The 20,634-nt window shown below is 53.0% G+C and carries 23 protein-coding genes; all 23 read left to right on the top strand.

Annotated features, from left to right (window positions below; translation table 11 throughout):
* A partial coding sequence (locus tag C0977_RS10510) for a PBSX family phage terminase large subunit (protein ID WP_200814269.1) occupies window positions 1–752 on the top strand: 752 nt, incomplete at its 5' end.
* Window positions 753–763: 11 nt separating this feature from the next.
* The gene (locus tag C0977_RS10505; RefSeq protein ID WP_101913359.1) at window positions 764–2,083 is read left to right on the top strand and encodes a hypothetical protein; all 1,320 of its coding nucleotides are present in this window, start codon (window positions 764–766) and stop codon (window positions 2,081–2,083) included.
* 3 nt (window positions 2,084–2,086) lie between these two features.
* Window positions 2,087–3,574, top strand: coding sequence for a hypothetical protein (locus tag C0977_RS10500; RefSeq protein ID WP_200814268.1), 1,488 nt, complete (start codon window positions 2,087–2,089; stop codon window positions 3,572–3,574).
* A complete protein-coding gene (locus tag C0977_RS10495) occupies window positions 3,564–3,812 on the top strand; it encodes a hypothetical protein (RefSeq protein ID WP_023054085.1) in 249 nt (82 codons plus the stop codon). The genes C0977_RS10500 and C0977_RS10495 overlap by 11 nt, the downstream gene beginning before the upstream one ends.
* Window positions 3,813–3,916: 104 nt before the next feature.
* Entirely contained in the window at window positions 3,917–4,618 is a 702-nt protein-coding gene (locus tag C0977_RS10490) for a hypothetical protein (RefSeq protein ID WP_023054097.1), read from the top strand.
* On the top strand, window positions 4,618–5,472 hold the full coding sequence (locus C0977_RS10485) for a phage capsid protein (protein ID WP_023054065.1): 855 nt from the start codon (window positions 4,618–4,620) through the stop codon (window positions 5,470–5,472). The genes C0977_RS10490 and C0977_RS10485 overlap by 1 nt, the downstream gene beginning before the upstream one ends.
* Before the next feature lie 4 nt (window positions 5,473–5,476).
* Window positions 5,477–5,941: an HK97 gp10 family phage protein gene (locus tag C0977_RS10480; RefSeq protein WP_023054126.1), complete on the top strand. Its 465-nt coding sequence runs from the start codon at window positions 5,477–5,479 to the stop codon at window positions 5,939–5,941.
* Window positions 5,941–6,327, top strand: a complete 387-nt coding sequence (locus C0977_RS10475; RefSeq protein ID WP_023054113.1) for a hypothetical protein — start codon at window positions 5,941–5,943, stop codon at window positions 6,325–6,327. The genes C0977_RS10480 and C0977_RS10475 overlap by 1 nt, the downstream gene beginning before the upstream one ends.
* Before the next feature lie 62 nt (window positions 6,328–6,389).
* Entirely contained in the window at window positions 6,390–6,731 is a 342-nt protein-coding gene (locus C0977_RS10470) for a hypothetical protein (RefSeq protein ID WP_231391302.1), read from the top strand.
* 13 nt (window positions 6,732–6,744) lie between these two features.
* A complete protein-coding gene (locus tag C0977_RS10465; protein ID WP_023054089.1) occupies window positions 6,745–7,209 on the top strand; it encodes a phage tail tube protein in 465 nt (154 codons plus the stop codon).
* Between the two features lie 14 nt (window positions 7,210–7,223).
* Complete coding sequence (locus C0977_RS10460; protein WP_023054090.1) at window positions 7,224–7,601, top strand: hypothetical protein; 378 nt, start codon at window positions 7,224–7,226, stop codon at window positions 7,599–7,601.
* Window positions 7,602–7,720: 119 nt separating this feature from the next.
* Window positions 7,721–7,990: a hypothetical protein gene (locus C0977_RS10455; RefSeq protein WP_023054111.1), complete on the top strand. Its 270-nt coding sequence runs from the start codon at window positions 7,721–7,723 to the stop codon at window positions 7,988–7,990.
* Window positions 7,947–12,170 (top strand): tape measure protein, encoded by a 4,224-nt coding sequence (locus C0977_RS10450; RefSeq protein ID WP_101913358.1) that lies wholly within the window; start codon window positions 7,947–7,949, stop codon window positions 12,168–12,170. Before C0977_RS10455 ends, C0977_RS10450 begins: the two co-directional genes overlap by 44 nt.
* On the top strand, window positions 12,170–12,736 hold the full coding sequence (locus C0977_RS10445) for a DUF2460 domain-containing protein (protein WP_101913357.1): 567 nt from the start codon (window positions 12,170–12,172) through the stop codon (window positions 12,734–12,736). Before C0977_RS10450 ends, C0977_RS10445 begins: the two co-directional genes overlap by 1 nt.
* 4 nt (window positions 12,737–12,740) lie before the next feature.
* Window positions 12,741–13,325, top strand: coding sequence for a baseplate hub protein (locus C0977_RS10440; RefSeq protein WP_101913356.1), 585 nt, complete (start codon window positions 12,741–12,743; stop codon window positions 13,323–13,325).
* Window positions 13,322–13,774, top strand: a complete 453-nt coding sequence (locus C0977_RS10435; RefSeq protein WP_101913355.1) for an NlpC/P60 family protein — start codon at window positions 13,322–13,324, stop codon at window positions 13,772–13,774. The genes C0977_RS10440 and C0977_RS10435 overlap by 4 nt, the downstream gene beginning before the upstream one ends.
* Window positions 13,771–18,591 (top strand): phage tail protein, encoded by a 4,821-nt coding sequence (locus C0977_RS10430; protein WP_101913354.1) that lies wholly within the window; start codon window positions 13,771–13,773, stop codon window positions 18,589–18,591. Before C0977_RS10435 ends, C0977_RS10430 begins: the two co-directional genes overlap by 4 nt.
* A gap of 45 nt (window positions 18,592–18,636) precedes the next feature.
* Entirely contained in the window at window positions 18,637–18,837 is a 201-nt protein-coding gene (locus C0977_RS10425; protein WP_145995095.1) for a hypothetical protein, read from the top strand.
* Between the two features lie 63 nt (window positions 18,838–18,900).
* Window positions 18,901–19,125 (top strand): betaine-aldehyde dehydrogenase, encoded by a 225-nt coding sequence (locus C0977_RS10420; protein ID WP_101913352.1) that lies wholly within the window; start codon window positions 18,901–18,903, stop codon window positions 19,123–19,125.
* A 13-nt stretch (window positions 19,126–19,138) separates the two neighbouring features.
* Complete coding sequence (locus C0977_RS10415; RefSeq protein ID WP_101913351.1) at window positions 19,139–19,402, top strand: hypothetical protein; 264 nt, start codon at window positions 19,139–19,141, stop codon at window positions 19,400–19,402.
* Entirely contained in the window at window positions 19,392–19,718 is a 327-nt protein-coding gene (locus C0977_RS10410; protein ID WP_101913350.1) for a hypothetical protein, read from the top strand. The genes C0977_RS10415 and C0977_RS10410 overlap by 11 nt, the downstream gene beginning before the upstream one ends.
* Window positions 19,719–19,721: 3 nt before the next feature.
* Complete coding sequence (locus tag C0977_RS10405; RefSeq protein ID WP_101913349.1) at window positions 19,722–20,345, top strand: GH25 family lysozyme; 624 nt, start codon at window positions 19,722–19,724, stop codon at window positions 20,343–20,345.
* Between the two features lie 52 nt (window positions 20,346–20,397).
* The coding region (locus C0977_RS10400) for a hypothetical protein (protein ID WP_145995094.1) at window positions 20,398–20,634 on the top strand (237 nt) is incomplete at its 3' end.

Raw genomic sequence — 20,634 nt, 5'->3', positions numbered from 1 at the left:
CGCCGAAGAGCCAAAATAACTGGGTCAATGAAGAGAAACTCTTTGATGATCCCGACAGATTGGTTCACCATTCGACGTACTTAGGCGTTCCGCGGGAGTGGCTGGGGGACCGATTCTTTGAGGACGCGGAAAAGCTGAAAGCAAAAAATGAAATGGCCTACCGTCATGAATACCTCGGCGAAGTCACCGGGACCGGCGGGGCTGTTTTCGAGAACGTGGAAGACATGGAAATGTCTGACGAGATGGTGGCCAGGTTTGACCGCCGGAGATACGGCCTGGATTTTGGCTTTGCCGTCGATCCGCTGGCGTTCGTGGCCATGCATTATGACGCTAAGCACGAGGTTTTATATATTTTTGATGAGCTGTACCGGCAGAAATTGACCAGCAGTCAAACAGTTAAAGCAATCATCCCCCGCGTCCATGGCGGCCGCATCCTTGCCGATTCGGCAGAGCCGAAATCAATCGCCGAGATGGGTGCCTTGGGACTGCGTATTTCCGGCGCCCGGAAAGGGCCGGACAGCGTGGAATTTGGGATGAAGTGGCTCCAGAATCGGAATCACATCTACATCGACAAGCGGCGCTGCCCGAACACATACAAAGAGTTCGTTACCTATGAGTATGAACGCAACAAAGACGGGCAGTTTATCAGTTCGTACCCGGACGCCGATAATCACAGTATCGACGCCTGCCGCTATGGGCTGTCAGAGGTTATGAACCGGGATAAGATAGTCGCGAAGCGTGTCAACTATTAGGAGGAAGCTATATGGATTACCAGCTGCTAAAGGATGCCTACTATGGATCAGGCGGATTCTCTACAGGCAGTTATCTGAATAAGCACAAGCGCGAATCGAATGAAGATTATCAGTTCCGGAAGGTGAATGCCTATTATCTCAATTATTTTGCGCCGATCGTCAACGCGCTGGTCGATCCCATCTTCAAACGGCCACCGCTGCGTGACTATTCCGGACCGGCCGCTGCGACGGTCAAGGCCTTTTTAGAAGATGCGGACACGAACGGCGCTGACATTCACATGTTCATGAAGCGGGCAGCGATTATGGCCAAAGTCTACGGAGTGGCGTTTCTGGTGGTCGACAATGTCCGGGACAAACAGGCCCGGACGCTGGCCGAAATGTTGCAGCACCGTGAACTCCCCTATGCGTATATCCTGGGACCGCAGAACTTGCAGGAGTACGGTGTCGATAAGACGGGGGCGCTGCTGTATATTCGTTTTCAGGAGATCTCCAGTATTAAAGACGGTGCCGTACAGTACCGATATACTTACTACGACCGCGAGCGCTGGGAAGTCTGGGGCGATGATCTAAGTAAGGCGGCAGGGCAGCATGGACTGGGGCGAGTGCCGGTGGTGTCGCTTTTTTCGCGGATGCTGGAACAGAAGACAATGCTGCCAACGCCGGAACTGCTGCCAATCGCCAGGACGGCGAAAGCCCTGTATAATCACTGCTCCTGGCTAGGGGAAATATTGCGTAATCAGACATTCCCGCTGCTAACGATCCCGTCGCTTGAGGTCAATGACCTGGTGGTTGGGACAAATAATGCGCTGGGATACAATCCCGATTGCAGCCATGCTCCTGCATTCATCGCCCCACCGCCGGAGCCGGCCAGTATCCTGCAAACTCAAATCAGCAGTCTGATCCAAGAGATGTACCGTATGGCTAACTTATCTTTTGTCATCAATACATCGCGAGATACCAACAGCGGTATCGCCAGACAATGGGAGTTTGAGCGGACGAACCAGCAGCTGGCTAACTTTGCCATGCAGTGTGCTCGGGCAGAGGAGAATGTGGTTTCGCTGGTCGCGCAATGGGTAAACAGCGACATTACGTATACCGTCGGGTATCCGGATGATTTTGGCGTTGTCGATATTGCGGAGCAGTTGAAGCAGGCGCAGCAGGTGCTGGACATGGACCTGGTGGACGGGATGAACGTGGAAGTGTTGAAAAAAGTTCTGTCGGCGTACTGCCCGGATATTCCAGGTGAGCGTTTTGATGAGCTGGTGGAGCAAATGGAGAAGGCACGGGACGACGCGGCAAACCGGGAGCCGGGGCCTGCCGGAAAGGAATAACCTATGGGCAGTCCTATTCAGGCGATTTTGACCGCGTTTTCTCTGGCATACCGGGAGAAAAGCCAGAAGGTTATCCTGCTGGTCGCATCGTATCTGGCTGACGGGTATTCCGTTTCGGACGCCGTAGACAAGGCCATGCAGGTCGCAGCAGTTTCATCGTTTCTGGCGGCCGCCGTGCGAGATGCCATACAAAACGCTGCAGCAGTTGGCGCCGGTGTGGCGGACATCCCGCTGCTGCCGGAGCTGACTGGCGCCTGGGATAGTTCCGGGATGACGCTTTCTGAAAAATTGCACGGAGTGGACACGGAGATGCGCCGGGCGATAGTGTCCACGATCAAGGCGCAGCAGCGATTGGGGGTACATGCGATGCAGGCGGCCCGGGCCTTGTATAATGGGTATACGGCCGGCCATGTTGTACGCAGACAGCCGCTGCCGGAGTACCTGCAACAGATAGTTGCTTTTACCCGCCGGGCATACCTGACTGAGCCGGACAAGAAAAAGCTGCAGCAGCTGATCCGGAAAGCGGCGCGACAGACAGAAGCGATCAGCCGTGACGGGGCCCCGGATAAATCGCTTCAGACGGCCTACAGGCAGCTGTTAGACGCTGTCACGACAGCCAATGCCAAGGCCATGGAAAACGCCGTCAGAACGGCCGTAGAAGAGAAAAGCCGTTATGTAGCAGAGCGTATCGCCCGGACAGAAGCAGCCAGGGCATGGGCCGACGGATTTCATGCGCGGTATGACAGCGATGATGACGTCATTGCGTATCGCTGGCAGCTTTCCAGCCGGCACCCGCATTATGATATCTGCGATATGTATGCCCGTGCCGATCTCTGGGGGCTGGGCCCCGGCGTCTTCCCGAAAGATAAGACGCCTATACTGCCGGTTCATCCGCACTGCCTCTGCCATCTGTCCCTCGTGTATGTCACGGAGCTAGCCGGAAAACAGGAGAAAGATAATATAAAGGCCGGCGGGGACCGCTATTTACAGAGACAATCCCACCTGAAACGCTGCCAACTGATGGGGATTGAAGGGGCGCATGCCTGGGAGCAGGGGCGGACTGACTGGCGTCAATATATGCGAAATTGGTCATCAAAATTCTTTGCATCCAGCCGTTTGATTGCGTATAATGAACCTACGGGGATTGGTCATTGGGAAACTAATGAAAAAGGGCATTTCGTTCCTACCGTTAGTATTCCTTTGAAAGATAGGTTCTCTGTCCCCCGAGTTTCGGCCCCAAATGCAGTTATAGAATATGGAAGCCATAATGGGAGAAATATCCGACAACGAAATTTAGCGCTGTATGATGAACATGGTTTTTTAACTAAATTGTTTCATGGGGGCCCTCATAATAATTCAAAGAAACACCCTTATGGTATTTACGGGGAGCACGTACATGAATTCCCGATCGAAAACGGAAATGTTAGTTTCAAGGAAAAAACAACAAGAGGATTTACTTTAGAAGAAAGGAGGCTTTTTAATGACGATTGATGAATTCAAAGATATGTTGTGGGATGATTTTGTGTGTGATTTACCTGACATTAAATTTGCAATATATCCAGGGCTTGAAAAGAAGGGGTATATTTCGGCTACAACTGACATTAATGGTAGTACGGATGCACCCCTGCAAAACTTCAAAGATTTTAATGACCTTTTAATGTATTTTCATGTTAACGGGAAGCCTCTAAAAGAAATCATTCCCTTAGTTGACGCAGCAGCGCTTACCTGACGTAAGCGCTTTTTTGTTGCAACTTTATATCTTGTCTTTTCGCCGCCAGACGCGGACCGCAGACGTAAAAGAACGGTTCTTTTTTTATACCCGGGAGGTACAACATGGCGTATACACTGGAACAGATTTACGAAGCATTGGGGAAAATCGAGAATGGCGGTACGATGGTGGCGGATTTGCAGGACGCGATTCGCGGAGCCCGTGACGAAGCGGCAAAGAGCCGCATTGAAAAGAATAAAATTCTCGACGCGCTCAATCTTCGTAATGGAGGAGACCCGGACGGAAACCTTCAGAACATCGTAGCGACACTTACTGCACTCCAGGCAGCTGGCGGCGACCCGTCGAAGCTGGGCACGCAGGTCGAGGCGCTGCAGGCACAGGTCAAAGACCTGACCGATAAGTACGCAGCTAGTGAAAAGACGGCGGCAGAAGAAAAAGAAAAGCGTATTCAGACGGCGATGAAGTCGCAGGTCCTGGCGGCCCTCACAGACGGCAAAGCCATTAAGCCGGACGTCTTCACGCAAGTGCTGCTCAGTCATATCAGCGCTAAAGACGATGGCAGCCTGGTCTACAAAGAGGGGGACAATGAGGTCTCTATTGCCGACGGCGTGAAAGGCTGGCTCAGCAAGAACCCGTGGGCGGTGAAAAATGACAGCCGCTCCGGTAGCGGCGAGGCTGGCGGCGGCGGAACGGGTTCCGGTGGCAAAGCGTATACGATGGAAGACCTAAAAGGCATGACCCGTGCAGAAATCAATGAGCACTGGGGCGAAATCAGTAAAGGTATTGATAAAGGAGATGGAAACTAATGGCAATTTCAACGTTTATTCCAACCATTTGGGAAGCGCGCTTACTGGCGCACCTGGACAAGGCGCTTGTCTATGGGAATCTGTGCAATCGGGATTATGAAGGCGATATTTCGCAGGCCGGGGACACGGTAAAGATCAACCAGATCGGCGACATCGCCGTGCGGGATTACAAGAAGGCGGAAGACATTACTCTGGATGATGTGGACGGCACGCCGACGACACTCAAGATCGACCAGCAGAAGTATTTCGGCTTTAAGGTCGATGATGTAGATGCCGCCCAGGCGAACGTCAATCTGATTGATGGAGCGATGCAGCGGGCGTCTTATGCGGTTCGTGACGTCGTAGACCAGTATATCGCGGCGTTCCATAAGCAGGCCGGGGTAACGGATGGCCTCGGCTCAGATACGAAGCCGCTGGCCCTTACCACCGCCGCCCAGGCCTATGAGGCGTTGGTAGATATGAAAGGCGCGCTGGATGACCAGAACGTCCGCGCTGACGGTCGTTTTGTCGTGGTCCCGTCCTGGTTCTACGGGCTGATGCTCAAGGACAATCGCTTTGTTGCGGCCGGCACGGCAAAGACGGACGCGGTGCTGACGAACGGCTTCATCGGTACGGCGGCCGGGTTTAGCATCTACCAGTCTAATAACGTGCCGAACACGGCGAAGGCGAAGTATAAGATTCTGGCCGGTACAACGCAGGCAATTTCCTACGCGTCGCAGATCGCCAAGACGGAAGCCTTCCGGCCGGAAAAATCGTTCTGCGATGCCGTAAAAGGGCTGTTTGTTTACGGCGCCCAGGTCGTGCAGCCGAAAGCGCTGGCGTGCATGACGGCGAACCCGACGGCAGGCGCATAGGCGTATGGATCTCTACATTGAGGTCCACGGGCTGGAAGAAGCCTTGTCCCGGTTAGACCGCGTTTCGGCCGGGGCCAAGGCGCAGCTGCGGCAGGCGATGCAGATGGCCGTGCGGGACATTCAGGAGGAAGCGAGAAGCAAGCACCGATTTGTCACGCGTACCGGTGAGGCGGAACGGTCCATCACTACTGCGGTCGAATCCGGGAGAGATACCCTTGTTGGCACTGTCGGCACGACACGAAAGGTGACGGTCTACCTTCATCAGGGGACTCAGGGGCATGTGATTCGGCCGAAACGAAAGCTGGCGCTGCGCTGGACAGCAGGCGGTCAGTTTGTATTTGCCAAGCGGGCCTATCATCCGGGAACCCGGCGTGATCCTTTTATTTTTGACGCGGCGCGCAGTCAGGAGCGGCGTGTTGTCGGGCGTTTTGAAAGAGCCATACAGCGCGTGATGGAAGAGGTGAGGTAATGGAGTTCGTTACACTGGCTGATATTACGGATAATATCCTGACATGCAGAGACGAAGATATCGCCTTTGCCAACGATTACCTCCATCGGCTGGCCGTATCATTCAGTCTGGCCGATGAGGAAATTCGGCTGCCGCCTGCGCTGTCTGTCAAGCAGCTCGGCAAGGCGATTGCCTGCCGGGAGTGCGCGGCGTCTATGGTGGGCTCAGATACGACGGTCATGGTAGATGGCAGCCGTTCGGAAGATGTTTATTTCCAGAAGTATAAGATGTACGTTCAGCTGGCCAAGGACCTGGAAAGTCGGCTGACCTATGCCGATTTTGCCGTGACCGGTACGGATGGCAGCGGGAAGGGGGGTGTCGGGGTAATCCGCTTATCCCGCGCATGATGAACCGATTCCGACAAATTGCGAATGAAATTTGTGAAATCCTGAAAGAGGAATTTCCGGATATGGTGTGGCTGAACGCCGTAGCCGGACCGGCCTACCCTAAGGAGCTGACGGGGTATATCTGCTGCGATTCCATCGCGTACGAGCCATACAGTAAGGAAAAGCGGCAGGCCTCGGCGGTGTTTACGATTGAAATTATCTCCCCGAACCCTAAGGGCAAGGAGAACGACGCGCAGTATATTGAGGACCTGGCGATGGAGGTCGGTGACGTCCTGCGTGAAAATGAAACGATTGACGGCTGGGCGGAAAACAGCAATGTCGATAAAGTTGTCTTTGCCACGCCGGCAGGGATGACGAATATCGGCCTGGCCGTTTTTCAATTTACCGTTACGTACACAGATTAGGAGGATATAGCATATGGCACGTAAATTTGCAACACCTACCAATACCGGCTCGGTCGCTACCGCCGGGAAAGATTATCTGATTTATTTGAATACAGGCGAAACGGAAGCCGCCCCGGTATGGACGCTTCTCGGTGGGCAGCGCAGCGGCGATCTTACCCGTAAGGCCGATTCGATCGACGCCAGCAATAAGACGTCCGGCGGATGGAAATCGACACTGGCCGGACTGCGCGAATGGAGTATTGACCTGGAATCGGTCGTTATCCTCAGCGATGCCGGGGCCCAGTTCCTGGAAGACGCCTTTAATGAGGGGCAGCTGGTTAATGTTAAATTTGAATACCCGGACAAGAAATACCGTACCGGTTGGGCCGCTGTCACGGACCTCAGCCTGTCGACGAAATACGATGACGCGGCCACCATTAAGGGGACGCTGTCCGGCAATGGCGCGCTGTCGGATTTGAAGAACGCAGCCGGCGCATAAGGAGGGGGCCCTAAATGCAGAAAGTACCGTTTGAATTATTCGGCGAAGGCCAGTACCTGTATTTTAACGTCGCGCGCCTGGCGCAGCTGGAGCAGGCGTGTGGGTGCGGCATCAGCAATATCGTCAGTAAGCAGGAGCTGAACCTGGGCGTGTTGATCAAAATTTTCATGATCGGCCTGGGACAGCATAAGAAGCGAAATGAGCTCTGGTATGCGCAGCGGATGCAGGAGCTGCTGGACGACGGGGCCAGCCTGGAAGAGGAGTTTTACATACCGGCAGTGAAAGCGATTGCCGGTAGCGGCATTCTGGGCAAGGCGGCATACTATGCGGCTTTCCCGGAGGAGCTGACGGATAAGGCGGCGCAGGACGTAGAAGACGAAAAAAAAGAGTAGAGGCGGAGGGGGCTGCGGATAAGCCGCCCACGTCTTTTTATGAGTGGCTGGAATGGGCAGAAACGCAGGCATACGGGCCGTTAGCGCTAAAGCCCTGGGAGTTTTACCGACTGACACCGATGGAGCTGTATAAGCTGATTGACGGATATCAGGCGCGCAGGGAAGACGGGGCCTTTATGGCTGCCTGGTTTACCAGCAACATGATGAGCGTGCACACAAAACATCCCGTGCCGGCTAAAGAGCTGGTGCGGCCGTTCCTGCACGAGAAGACCAGCGGGGAGCTGCGCCGCGAACGGGAAGAATTTTTAAAGTCGTTTACCAGACAGCGAGAGGAGGCGGGATTGGATGGCGACCGTAGCGAGTATCTTGATCCGGATCGGAGCGAATAGCACCGGACTGCGCCAGGAGCTACAGAAGACAAAAGCAGAATTAAACGCATCGCTGGGAAACGAAGCGATGGCGGCGTCTCGCATGGCCATTCTCGGCATCGCCGGGGTAGCCGCTTCGCTCGGCGCGCTGGGCGCTAAAGCGGTACAGGCGGCCGGGAATTTCCAGCAGGTGCAGGCGGCCATGACGAACATGCTGGGCAGTGCGGAACAGGCACAGGCGCTATTAGGGCAGTTACAGGATTTCGCAGCGAATACGCCGTTTGAGTTTAGCGACGTAGCGGCTGCGTCCCAGAAGTTCCTGGCGTTTGGGTTTACCGCCGAACAGATTATCCCGACGCTGCGGGCTGTCGGGGATGCTGCGGCAGGCGTCGGGCTCGGAAAAGAAGGGATTGACCGGATTACCATTGCGCTTGGGCAGATGGCTGCCAAGTCCAAGGTCCAGAGCGAGGAAATGCTGCAGCTTACCGAAGCCGGCATTCCTGCCTGGCAGATGCTGGCTGATAAAATAGGCGTATCCGTGCCCCAGGCCATGGATATGGTCACGAAAGGCGCGGTCAACGCGCAGACGGGATTACAGGCTTTGGTCGGCGGTATGGAGGAACGGTTTGGCGGCATGATGGACCAACAGGCGCAAACCATCACCGGGACCTGGTCCAATATGATGGACGGGCTGAGCCAAACGGCGATTGCTGTGGGGCAGCAGATTTCTGACGCGCTGGATCTTCCCGATGTGTTCAAGGGGATCGGCGACAGCCTGCAAACGTTCGCCGCCCTGGTGAAGGATAAGGGGATCCCCGAAGCCTTGCGGCAGATGATTCCCCCGGAGGTGCAGGTAGCTGCAGCAGGGCTTGCCGCTGTGCTGCTGACGTCCACGATTCCCGCGCTGACGCAGTTCTCTTTATCGGTTAAGCTAGCCGCCGCACCGCTTACGGTTAATTTCCTGAGTGGTGTTACGGCCCTGAAAAATGCACTGGCTACGCTGCCGACCGGAATGGCTGCGGCTACGACGAGCTTTACGCTGCTGAAAAGCGGCGCCCTTTCCACGGTAGCCGGGTTTACGGGGCTTCTTGGCAGCGCGAAAAGCCTGCTTACGTCGCTGCCGACGGTGGTAACTACGGTAGGGCGCCTGGTAGTGGCGTTCGGCCCGCTGGGGATCATCCTTGCAGCCGTTGGCGCAGCTATTGCAGCGTTTATTTCTTCCGGTCACAGTCTGACGGACCTGTTTAACGTCATGCCGGGCACGATGGATGCCGTCCATATGGCTGGTGATGCCTTGAAGCGGCTTTGGGGCGAGCTGGGGCAGGCGATCAGCAATTTAGTATCTGCCGCGTCTCCCCTTATTACCCTTTTGGCTACGGTGGCCACGGCGGCGATTTATGCCATCATTGCGGCGATCAACGTCGTTGTCGCCGTTCTTTCCTTTTTGCTGGCGACGGTAACGAATATCGTTACGGCGGTTATCGCCGGATTTAACTGGCTATATGATGGGATATCTTCTGCCCTGAGCCGGATAGGCAGCGCGTTAGGAGATATGGCAAACGCGATCTTGCCGGAATGGGCCAGGAGCGGGTTATCTACCATCCGCAGTTTTGTGCAGACGGCGATCGGCTGGCTGCAGGGGCTCATCCAGAAGATCTTCCAGACGAATAATGCGTTGAGTAATGTCGGCAGCAACATGACACCGGAAGAGAAAGCCCGGCGGCAGGCCAATCAGGAAATCAGCCAGTCTGGGCCCAGTACGGGCACCTCGGATTCTGCGATGCCGGACTTTCAGCAATTCAATGGCGGCGGGGCTTCCGGAGGCGCCGGTGGTACCTCTGGCAAGGCGGGCCACTATGATCCGCGCGCCGGGGCGATTTATAACGCGCAGGCCCTTAGCGGTTTATCCTATGGCACCGGCGACGGGCAGGTCGTTTGCACGACGTACATTGAAAACGCATGGAGCAATGCTGGTGTATCTAACGCCTGGGACCTGGGGCCGAATGCGAATTCCTGGGCCCAGAACGCAGGGGCCGCGTTCCATACGGCAGGCTCCGGATATGTGCCCAAGCCTGGGGACGTGGCCATCACCAATGACGGTGATGGCGACCCGCAGGGCCATGTCATCATGATTGATGAAAACGGAACCGGGTATTATGCGGCAGGCGGGGCCAAGGGCGTATCGGCCCATTATGATACGGACCATCGGGACGCCTTTAACGTGCACGGCTATATCAGCATGGCGGAATACGCCGGTTTTCCGGATAGTGGTAGTGGCACACAACGGCCGCAGTTTAACTGGGACCAGAGCGAATACACGCAGGCCATTAAAGCGGCGTCTACGGCGTATAATCTGGACCCGGCGCTGCTGCTGGCGGTAGCGATGCGGGAAAGCGGCGGTGATACCATTAGCGGGCTTTCCATGTCCGGCGGCAACGGGGGCGGGATGATGCAAATCCTAAGCCCTGACCAGGACATTGCAGGCACAGACGGCAGCCGTGTCCGGATCGGTGACCTCTATCAGGATTATCAGTCTAGTATGCTGTCAAACGCTATGGCCGGGGCGGCCATGCTGAAAGATAAAATTAACGCCGCCGGCGGCGATACCTGGGCCGGTGTGGCCAATTACTACGGCGGCGAGGATAAGGATGCCTACGCTGCGCAGGTCAAGGCGAATTACGGCAAGGTGCAGAGCCAGGGGGCCAGTGGCGGTGGCAACTTCATCCAGCAGCAGGCCCAATATCGCAAGCAGATGACGGAACAGGCGATTCAGGCGCACAAGCAGATTGATGACAGTTATGCCCAGTCTGCAGCCACACAGGTGGAGCTGACGGACCGCAAATTTCAAAAGGAATATGAAAAGCTGAACGAATCGAAAGCGTTTAATGCCAGCTATCAGAAAGACAAGGAAAAGCTGGATGTCATGTATGCCCAGGAGCATTTGAAAGCGGTAGAAGCGGACGCGCAGAAAGAGCAGCAGATTCGCGGTAAAGCGCAGGAGATCGCGGCTAATCTCAAGGCGAATGCTCCCGATGTTACGGATACCGCCAGCGACAAGGCCTTGGCCAAGATGGAAGCAGATTATGATAAGGCCATCACGTCGATCCAATCCAAATGGCAGCAGTACGCGTCGGAATACGCCAGCATGACGCAGAGCCAAAAGGCCCTGTTCTTGCAGGAGCTGGATGAAGAAAACGTGGCCTATGAAGTGGCGGCCGATGGCAGACTGTCGTTTGCCAGGCAGATGTACGCCGAAGAGCTGGCGCAGTACAAGTCGCTGATTGACCAGAAAACTGCCTACTACCAGCAGGCAAAGGATATCGAGGCGGATATGGAAGAAGCCAGGAACCAGGTATCCATGGAGAAGCTGCAGGCCGTGCTTACCGACGAAAACGCGGCCCGGCTCAACGACTATGAAGCGCAGAAATCCATGATGGAAACCTATCAAGAGACGTATCTGGCGGCGCATGCTGCGACAGCGCAGATGGTGGCCAGTATGTACAGTACCGCATTCAGCGGCCTAAGCTCGGCTATTACGGATACGATCATGGGCACGAAGACGCTGGGCGCAGCCTTTCAAAGTCTGGGGAAATCCTTGATTCAGGTAATCGTGGAGTTCTACGCTAAACAGCTGGCAGGTATGATTACCAATAGCGCCATGGCAAAAGCCCAATCGTCCGCGGCAGTAGCGCAAACAGCGGCAGAGGGGACGGCTATGGCGGCCGCATTAGGCCCGGCTGCCTTCTTCAAGCTGGTCCTTGATCCGGCCTCTGCCGGGGTAGCCATGGGGCTCATGTCGGCAGGAACCGCGGCGGCCCTGAGTTCGTCCGTGGCTTCCGCTTTTACAGGGTTAGGCTCTTTATCTAAGAGCGGTGCTACCTGGACGGAAAAGCAGGCCGCCCTAACAACCGCTCCGTGGAATGGCCAGAAGCTGGCATCCGGCGGCATTACGAAAGGGGCAACTATTGCCATGATCGGCGAAGGGCACCACGATGAAGCGGTTTTGCCCTTGTCCCGTGATACGTTTGAACGGCTGGGGCTGATTGATGGCGGCAAGTCCGTAAACCAGGTGTCAATGAACGTCAGTACGATAGATTCCTCGTCGTTCACGGACTTTCTCCGTAACGGCGGATTGGACACGATCCGACAGGCGCTTTTTGAAAATGATCGGAATTTTGCCTCGGAAGCAGGTGTGTTTTAATGCGTAAATTTCCAACGGAACTGAATACGCTCAGCTGGTCCAGTACAAAGGCCATGACATGGAACACGGAAATTCAAAAGTCCGGGAGTGGCCGGGTCCGGACGATGACCAATCAGCTGTATCCGGAGTGGACGATCGAGACGAAATTTGCTTATCTGTCCGATGAGGAATACCGGAAGCTGCTAGGGTTTGTGGCGCTCTGTAAGGGCGCCTTTGAACCCTTCCTATGGCTGGACCCGGAGGACCATGCGGAAACGGGAGTACAGTTGCCAGTCGTAACGCCAGGGACGTATCAATGCTTGCGGCGGATGGGGCCCTATATCGAGCCTGTGGAGTATGTTGAGAACGTTACCGTATACGTCGACGGTAAGAAGCGATCTGCGGCGGATTACACCATCACTAACGGCTGTGTGGTATTCGGCACGGCTCCCGCGTCGACTGCGGTAGTCACGGCGGATTATACATACTGGTGGAAAGTCATGTTTAAGGACGACGGGTTGACCGTGGAACGGGTATTCCAGCATATTAATAAAACGAAGTCGTTCAAGCTGATAACGGTGAGGTGAGAGGATGAAAGAAGTAAGCAAAGATCTGGAATCGTATCTGAATACAGCCAAAAACATGACCTCTTGCGACCTTTACGAGCTGACGCTGTTCGGCGGGGAAACGTCTTATTACGCCGATACCGATATGGATATTACCTATGACGGCCATGTGTATGCGCATAATGCGCTGCTTATCAAGCGTGACCAGATCAAGCTGAACAGCAGTGTAGTGGTAGATACGATGACCATCACCATCCATGCCGGGCAAAAGGACGCGATTGGAAAGGATCCCATCCTCAAGGCTGCGCATGATGGCGTGCTGGATCGAGCCAAGCTGCAGCTGCGCCGCTGCTTTTTCCGGGATACGACGATTATCGGCTGCATTTCCCTTTTCGGCGGGACCGCGGAAGTCAAGAGCGCCGGCGGTATTAAGCTGCAGCTGAGCGTCAAGGCCAAGACGCAGGGGCTCAACATGCAGTTCCCTATTCGTAAGTATTATCCGCAGGGGACCTACTCCGCAGACGATAAGAGCCAGGTAATTTCCAGCAAAGATACGGATGATACCTGCCTTATCGCTCCGTTCGTCCCCAGAAAGGAAGTGCTCATATGACCGATGGAGAAAGGATAGCGGCTGCGGCCTGGCACTGGCTGAATACCCCGCATGTCAATCAGGCGCGGGTCAAGGGCATCGGTGTCGATTGTGGGATGCTGCTCATTGGAGCGCTGGAGGATGCGGGGCTCATTGGGTACGGGGATATCCCCATTAAACCGTATTCCAACGAGTGGCATTTGCATCACAGCGAAGAGTGGTTTTTATCGTATGTAAAGAAGTATTGCGAACCTGTCGCCGCGGCGGATATGGCCATCGGCGATTTTTTACTGTTTCAGTTCGGCCGCTGCGTTTCGCATGCCGGCATTTATCTGGGAGAGGATCGTATCATTCATGCGGTTATCGCGCAGGGAGTTATTTTATCTGATCTGCATGATGTAATGTTCCTGGATAGTCATGGAGAAAGCCGACTGCGCGGCGTGTACCGGTTTAAGGGGGTGAGCGCATGAGTTTTTTCCGTGGTCATACGACCACCATCAGAGGAAATAAAATATCAGATTTCACGGTCAGTACGGCCGAATACGGAGCGCCGGTCCCGGAGATTCTGGGCACGACGCGGGTCAGCGGGAATGTGATCTATTACGACGACTTTACCGCACATGAGCACCGGGAATCACAGCGAAGCGGCAAAGGTGGGCATCGCAGTAAGACCGTGACCATTTCCTATACCTATACCGTAGCGGTGCTGCTGGGGCTTTGTGAAGGGCCTATCCATGGGCTGAAAAGAGTATGGAAAGGGAAGAATATTTACACGTACCCGGATAAAGAGATACAGCTGACGCTGCACGCTGGCGCCAAAGATCAGGCTCCCTGGGCCTATACACAGGGGAAGCATCCGGATAAGGCCCTGTCGTATTCTGGTTTGGCTTACGTCGCCGGTGTCATTGACCTGGGTGACAGTGGCTCCATGCCGAATTACAATTTCGAGGTAGCCGGGAAGCTGCTGGATACCGGGGACGGTGTAGACGTCAATCCGGCCGATTACATTCGGTATGTGCTGGATAAAGCCGGGCTGAGCGCCGTGAAGATCGTAGGACTGGACAAGTACCGCAAGTACTGCGCAGCCGCTGATTTACTGATTTCTACTCCTTCGGACGAAACATCCGCCAAGAGTGCGCGGGAAATTATCAATGAAATCGCCACGTTGACCAATGCGTATGTCTTCTGGTCGAATGATACGTTCAAGATCGTGCCGCTGGACGATCGAACGTACTCCGGATGGTCCCCCAATCGAACGGTACTGTACGACCTGACGGCAGATGATTTTATTCCGCAGTCTGGGGGAGCACTGGTCACGTACCAGCGCAAGGACAGCAGTGAGGTGTATAATCAGTACCCTGTGGAGTTTATCAACCGGGCGAATGGATACGAAAAAGAAACGGTCAGCTATGCCGTGACGGACGATATCGCCGATTATGGCCTGCGGCAGGCCAACACGACGCAGGCGCATTATCTGTACACTAAGGAGCGGGCAGTCAAGCTGGCAGAATCGCTGGCCCGCAAGGGGAAATATGCGCGTAATAAGTACACTTTCAAGTTGGATTGGTCCTTCTGCCGGCTGGAAGTCGGCGACTTGGTCACATTGACAGACGTCAACTGCGGGCTGAATAAGCAAGTCGTCCTCATTGACAGCGTCACGGAAGGCACCGACGGGCTGCTGACGTTTACCGCCATATCCCGCCCAGATGGGGCATACAGCGCCGCAACGTACGACGTACATGCCAATGATCGGCCGTACGTCAACTACAATATCGCTGCGCCGGATACGGCACCGCCAGTCCTCTTGCAGCCGCCGTCCGATCTGACGGCCAATGGGCTGGAGCTTTGGATCGGCGCAAAAGGGTCTGCCGACGGCTGGGGCGGCTGTGACGTATATGTCAGTGACGACAATGCCCATTATCGGCCGGCCGGACAGATTACCAGCACGGCCCGGATCGGCACGCTGGCCACGACGGTGACGAAGGCCGCCACCGCCATCGAGGTCGCGGTCAATGGGACTTTTTTGTCCGGGGCGCAGCAGGATGCTGACCGGGGCAATACGCTTTGCTGGCTGGACGGAGAATGTCTGTCTTATCAGACGGCAGAGTTACTGGCGAACGGACACTATCAGCTGTCCGGGCTGGTACGAGGTCAATATCAGACGACGGCGGCTGCGCATAATGCGGAAGTTTCTTTCTGCCGACTGGATAATACCCTATTAAAGATTGCTTTCCGCAAGGAGGATATCGGTAAGCAGATATACTTGAAGTTTGTGTCGTTCAATGTGTTCGGGTCCGGTAATCAGTCGCTGGCCGATGTAGAGCCGGTACGGTACACACTGGCGGCGTATTCGCTGCCGGCAGTGACGCAGATCACGGCGTATACACGGTACGAGTGGACGCAGGATCGGGAATCAACCTACGCCATTGTGGTAAGCTGGACACCGCCGGAGCTGCAGAGCTACCTGGAAGGGAACGTGTGGTATAAGCGCAAAAGCAGTGGAAGCTATGCGGGCGAGTGGTCCTTTGGCGGAGCCGGGGTCCATCAGGTAATCATCCCGCAGGCTGTCGTAGGCAACACGTATAAAATCGCAGTAACGACCAAAGACAAGCACGGGTTTTCTACGGCACCAGATATAGCGCCTTTTGTAGAACTTGTGGTTGCAGTAAAATCGGAAATTCCATTAGCGCCGCCTGGTGCGAAAATAACCTTTGATACAGTGACGCGGATCAAGTGGGATGAGGTCACGAATACGGATATCGCTTACTATGAGCTGCGGACGGATCAAAATCCGGGGAATATTGCTGGATTGCTGATGCAGACAAATGACCTGCAGGCGACGCTTACCTTAGGCAAGCGTTCCGGAACAATATACTTGTATGCAAAAAGTACAGTTGGCGCGTATTCCACTCCTGCCACGCTGACTTACAACAAGCCAATTCCAGCGACTCCCGCAGCACCGGTTGTTACGGCTAAAATCGGAGCGCTGGCTGTCGAAACCGACGCCATACCGATTGATTGTATCGGTGCTGTTGTGCGCATCAAAGGGGCCTTATCCGTAAAATCAATTAAAATACAGGATAGGCTGGCTATGCTTGCAGTCGATCCGGATATCTACGATGTAACTGTCACCTTTTATGATCTGTTCGGAGAGGGGGCAGAATCTGGGGCAACAACATGCACGGTAAAGCCGACGATCGATCCTGAACTGTTGAGAGACATGCAAGTCACAGAAGATAATTTAAATGCTACGTTAAAGCAAACGTTAGCTGATTTGCAAAGCGCTAACGAGTCTACGAGTACAGCTATGGTTGATCTCAAAGACGCGGATGCGGCTATGCAGTCGTCTCTCGACGCCATGGAACAAACCATTGTTGATAATAAGCAGGCGATAGAGATGCAGGTAGTTGGAATTAATGAGAATGTCAACGAAGTAGTTAAAACGGCTGCCGGCAATACTGCTACGATAGCTACTGTGCAAAAGCAGGCCGATGAGATAAATGCTAAAGTGATGGCGCAGCAAACCAGCATATATGGTATTAACACGACCATAGCCGGTATCAAGTCAGACGTAAACGGACAAACTACGAAAATAAATATTTTATCTAATACTGTTGATGGGAATAAGGCAACCATTTCGGCTGTGCAAACATTGGCCGATCAAGCGATCAGCAAAGCCAGCAGCGTAGAACAAACGGTGAGCGGATTTAAATCGACTGTAACTGCGCAGATAAGTGGCTCTGATGCATATGCACAGGCATTGTCAGCCATGGCGCATGGAAAGCTGCTGAATCCCGACGGGGATACGTGCTTTAAGACGCTTCGTGCTAATCTTTATACACGGGGCGTAGATCCACCTACTGCTGAAACATTGACATATGTAGAGCCCTTTGATACGGCCCCACAAACTGGCGGAAAGCTGCTTCGTATATTTACATCGGCAGCAGGTATGACGTCATCCGTGTCCGGTGGGGTTCACTTTGCCAATATCTGTAAAGGGGGCGCTTCCGTAGAATATATTTTTCGCATGATTGCGAATGTACCTATTGGTCATACGATTAACTTGGCGCAGAATAGTTTAGGTGATAGTGGTGGCTACGTTAAATGGATAACTGCCAACGCGGGGACTGGAGATTGGCAAGAGTACATTGGTATGTGGCATTACGGAACCACGTTTAAAAACGCGAAATGGGGGACAGCTTCTGGACATTTTTATATTACCAATAACAGCGGAACCCAGACAGAAGACTTTGAATGGTATGTGTCGTCAATAGCTTTTTACGATGTTACGCAATATCAACTTGTCCCTGATAGCATACAGACGCAAATAACGCAAAATGCTGATAGCATCAGCGGGATCGTCAAGCGTGTCAGTACCAATGAGACGAACATCACTGCCCTTAAAGTTACCGACAGCAGCTTGTCATCTACGATCAGCAGTAACTACACAGCTTTGGATGGCAAGATCAGCAGTAATGCGAGCAAGATTACGCAAACGGCCAACAGTGTATCAGCTGTCGTAGCTAACCTTTCCAAAGCACCTAATGCTACCGGATATGCGGCTTTTACACAGCTCTATAACGCCGTCGGTTTAAAAGTGGCGCAAGGGGATATTATGACGTATCTTAATCTGTCGCCAACGACAGTCAAGATTAAGAGCAGCCTGATCAGTATTGACGGTAATACAACGTTTGCCAATAATGTTATTGTCAATCGGATGCTTGCGGCTAGAGCCGTAACTGCCGATAAAATGTCTATCGGATCACTATCAGCTATTTGCGCGAATTTAGGTACCGTCACTGCAGGGACAATCAGTGGCACGACGATTACCGGTAATACAATCACCGGGGGGACGATTAATGGAGCTGTTATTAATTCCGGAACGATTAATGCTAATGTAATAAAACAATCAGGTTTTAATATAAAAAATTTTTTTATAAGCAAACAAATTGTAAAAAATGGTAATGTGATTACTATCCCTTCGGGATTTACAAGGGAACAGTGCGATATTGTAAATGTAGGCATGTATGGCAGTGCGGTAAGGGCACCATCTAGTCGTTATGAATCGGATATAACCAGCTTTCTTAATAACAATGGAGGGCGCATTACGCCAACGACTGATAAAGTATTTGTCGGAGATGATCATATTATATGCGGCCTTAATGGACTTACTGCTTGTTGTTGGTATTCTTATTCGAATTTCTACGAAGGATCAAACGGAGGAGGTGGATATACATATTACGGTGGTTATGGCAGTATCGTTGTTATAGTAATTGCGCATAATTAGTTTTTAACTGCTATTTTGCGGTTATTTTATATTTAAAGGAGGATAATGATGGAAAAAGTATTTTCTGAAAACGGAGATTTTGAAGCAACAGTAACCAATGCAGCGCAAGATCAGCACGACGAAAAGCACGTAGCCTATTCTGAAAATGGCGGCGCGGCCGCTGCGCGTGTAACGAAGGAAGAGTGGGATGACTACGACAGCAAGCATCAAGAAGAAAGCCCAAAAAGTCATAGTGAGAATGGGTAAAAGCAGTGTGGGGGGGGGCAGCATAATTGCTGCCCTTCATCTTTTCGGTAAAGGAGATAAACAATGGAAAAAAGGTATATATGTAATGGCAAGATGACTTATCCGAATGGTGGTGAGTCGAGTACGCAGTATGCTTTTACCAGTACACAGGACGGAGTAATGATTACGATCAATGATCCGAATGATATGTTGTTTGACTATGGGGATCACGTCATTTTAGCTGTTACCAAAGCACCTGCTGAGGATAGCAGTACTACACCTGCCGACACCACTGCGCCTATAGCATAAAGGAGGTATTGGAATGGAATGGTTATCTATTGTGGGGCCTATTACTGGGCTCCTTACGGTTTGCGGTATCATCTTCAATTTCAGTGTCATCAAGCCGCTGAACTCATCAATTGCAGACCTTCGGGCACTCATTAAGGGTACCCAAATCTATGTGAAAAGTATCGAGGAGAAGCGGCAGGGGATGGATACCCGACTTACACGCGTGGAGGAGTCCGCAAAGCAGGCGCATCATCGACTGGATGACCTGCAAAAAGAGGTGCATCATATTGAAAAGTAGGATTATCAAATTTGGCAAGTGGGCAGAGCGAAACTGGCTCCCATTAATCATCATCATAGCCTGTGTGATGATGATTTTTTTATGCCTGGTGTTGATCAGCTGGCTATACGGATACTGGAGCAACGCGCTACTGGGCACACGCTTTGAAATCACATCATGCTGGCAGGGCGTGACCGCAGTCATTACAGGGCTGGCCGGAATTGTGGGGCTGGCAAAAGCGGCCTGGACGAAATACGGCTATGACAGCCGATTCAATTCTGCAAAGTGCACAATGCCTATACCTGCAATGGCAAAAGAAAAGACAAAGGAGGAATGATGAATGGTTAGAGGTTTTGATGTATCAGAAAACCAAGGATATTTGGATACCGATTTCTGGCAAGACGCCGTAGACAGCGGATGTAAATTCGTCTACGTTCGCTGCTCGTGGGGCAATGGGCACGAAGATGAGCAATTCCGGCACAATGTGCAGATGGCGCATGAATATGGTTTGATGGTAGGTGCGTATCACTATGACTACTCGCTTACGCCGGACATCACAGCGGAACACGCACGAAAATGTGCAGCTATTATCGCCGATAGCGGCGTACTTTTGGAGCTCCCGGTCTTCTTTGATCTGGAAGATGCTGATGGCTGGAAAGAATGCCATGGATATAACTTTTCAGGGGCCAATGCTACCGCGCAGTGCCAAGCATGGATAAACAATATCGGGCTGGCTACTGGGGTATATGCCCCATATAGCTGGTTAGAGCGGGAAGTAGCGGATAGCGCCGGTAATGGTGGCGGAGCGATTGACTGGCGTGGCCTCAATTGCGCAGTGTGGAATGCCGAATGGGGGAATGCTGATGATGTCAAGGGCTTTGTCTGGCAGGATACAAATAAGCTGCCTATCAGAGGGTATCTTGTTGATGGGGATTGGATGTATGCTGACTCTCTCTTTGTGTAGGAGGTGATCCTTTTGTTATATCTGCCGCAATTACGTGAGGAGGTCGATAAGATTGCCAAAAATCCTAAAATCATTGTTATTTGCTGCATCCTTTGCCTTATTGTTGTGTGGGCCGGCGGCTGGCTACTGTGCCGGCACTACGAACATGACGCAGCCGCAGACAGTCATGATACAACTGTCACAATACAATCGATTGCAGACGATAATCACACAGCAAGAGATGACATTGACGCAGCTGCAGGACAGATTGATGCTGCTGAAGAGCAGTTCGACGGAGCAACAACAGCTC

Origin of the sequence: Megasphaera vaginalis (ex Bordigoni et al. 2020), from assembly GCF_900240295.1 — a bacterium.
Lineage (GTDB): Bacteria > Bacillota > Negativicutes > Veillonellales > Megasphaeraceae > Megasphaera > Megasphaera vaginalis.
Note: the sequence above shows the minus strand (reverse complement) of the source record. Positions and strands in the feature narration are given on the sequence as shown.

Coding starts and splice junctions, on each gene's coding strand:
- C0977_RS10505 (WP_101913359.1), top strand. CDS start 764: ATGGATTACCAGCTGCTAAAGGATGCCTACTATGGATCAGGCGGATTC.
- C0977_RS10500 (WP_200814268.1), top strand. CDS start 2,087: ATGGGCAGTCCTATTCAGGCGATTTTGACCGCGTTTTCTCTGGCATAC.
- C0977_RS10495 (WP_023054085.1), top strand. CDS start 3,564: ATGACGATTGATGAATTCAAAGATATGTTGTGGGATGATTTTGTGTGT.
- C0977_RS10490 (WP_023054097.1), top strand. CDS start 3,917: ATGGCGTATACACTGGAACAGATTTACGAAGCATTGGGGAAAATCGAG.
- C0977_RS10485 (WP_023054065.1), top strand. CDS start 4,618: ATGGCAATTTCAACGTTTATTCCAACCATTTGGGAAGCGCGCTTACTG.
- C0977_RS10480 (WP_023054126.1), top strand. CDS start 5,477: ATGGATCTCTACATTGAGGTCCACGGGCTGGAAGAAGCCTTGTCCCGG.
- C0977_RS10475 (WP_023054113.1), top strand. CDS start 5,941: ATGGAGTTCGTTACACTGGCTGATATTACGGATAATATCCTGACATGC.
- C0977_RS10470 (WP_231391302.1), top strand. CDS start 6,390: ATGGTGTGGCTGAACGCCGTAGCCGGACCGGCCTACCCTAAGGAGCTG.
- C0977_RS10465 (WP_023054089.1), top strand. CDS start 6,745: ATGGCACGTAAATTTGCAACACCTACCAATACCGGCTCGGTCGCTACC.
- C0977_RS10460 (WP_023054090.1), top strand. CDS start 7,224: ATGCAGAAAGTACCGTTTGAATTATTCGGCGAAGGCCAGTACCTGTAT.
- C0977_RS10455 (WP_023054111.1), top strand. CDS start 7,721: ATGGAGCTGTATAAGCTGATTGACGGATATCAGGCGCGCAGGGAAGAC.
- C0977_RS10450 (WP_101913358.1), top strand. CDS start 7,947: ATGGCGACCGTAGCGAGTATCTTGATCCGGATCGGAGCGAATAGCACC.
- C0977_RS10445 (WP_101913357.1), top strand. CDS start 12,170: ATGCGTAAATTTCCAACGGAACTGAATACGCTCAGCTGGTCCAGTACA.
- C0977_RS10440 (WP_101913356.1), top strand. CDS start 12,741: ATGAAAGAAGTAAGCAAAGATCTGGAATCGTATCTGAATACAGCCAAA.
- C0977_RS10435 (WP_101913355.1), top strand. CDS start 13,322: ATGACCGATGGAGAAAGGATAGCGGCTGCGGCCTGGCACTGGCTGAAT.
- C0977_RS10430 (WP_101913354.1), top strand. CDS start 13,771: ATGAGTTTTTTCCGTGGTCATACGACCACCATCAGAGGAAATAAAATA.
- C0977_RS10425 (WP_145995095.1), top strand. CDS start 18,637: ATGATGGAAAAAGTATTTTCTGAAAACGGAGATTTTGAAGCAACAGTA.
- C0977_RS10420 (WP_101913352.1), top strand. CDS start 18,901: ATGGAAAAAAGGTATATATGTAATGGCAAGATGACTTATCCGAATGGT.
- C0977_RS10415 (WP_101913351.1), top strand. CDS start 19,139: ATGGAATGGTTATCTATTGTGGGGCCTATTACTGGGCTCCTTACGGTT.
- C0977_RS10405 (WP_101913349.1), top strand. CDS start 19,722: ATGGTTAGAGGTTTTGATGTATCAGAAAACCAAGGATATTTGGATACC.